Source organism: Vibrio sp. 03_296 (assembly GCF_002265885.1).
In genome coordinates, this window is record NZ_NPKW01000430.1 from 1 (window position 1) to 591 (window position 591).

The 591-nt window shown below is 43.1% G+C and carries 2 pseudogenes; both read left to right on the forward strand.

The features are described 5' to 3' along the window. Positions 1-90 precede the first annotated feature (90 nt). Positions 91-378: pseudogene (locus tag CIK04_RS25150) on the forward strand (co-chaperone GroES). A gap of 34 nt (positions 379-412) precedes the next feature. Beyond that, positions 413-591, forward strand: a pseudogene (locus CIK04_RS25155) (TCP-1/cpn60 chaperonin family protein); the annotation flags it as partial.

The following is a 591-nucleotide window of genomic DNA, read 5'->3' on the forward strand; positions in this document are numbered from 1 at the left end:
TTCTGCGAGAGCGCTGGATAGCCTCTCGCCAGAATTTGATTTATCAACCTGTCTTTTATCTTTTTGAGAATTAAGTAGGAGGCAATCTCAATGAACATTCGTCCTTTAAATGACAAGCTGATTGTTGAACGACAAGAAGTGGAAAACAAATCTGAAGGGGGAATCGTTTTAACCTCACAATCGGTTAAAAAATCCAATCGCGGCAAAGTGATCGACCGCTGGTCTAGGTAAACGTCTTGAAATGGTGAACGCGCATCGATGGAAGTGACGTCGGTGATGTGGTGATTTTCAATGACGGCTATGGCGTGAAACAGAAAAATGGATGGGAAAGAGTATTTGATCCTGTCTGAATCTGATGTGTTAGCCATCGTTGAGTAATGCATTTTAGTTGTGGTGAAAAGAGGAGAATATCATGGCTGCAAAAGATGTTTTATTTGCAAATGACGCACGTCAAAAGATGCTGAARGGGTCAACCTACTGGCAGATGCAGTGAAAGTGACACTGGGCCCAAAAGGTCGCAATGTTGTGCTGGATAAGTCATATGGTGCACCAACCATCACTAAAGACGGCGTTTCTGTTGCCAAAGCCATT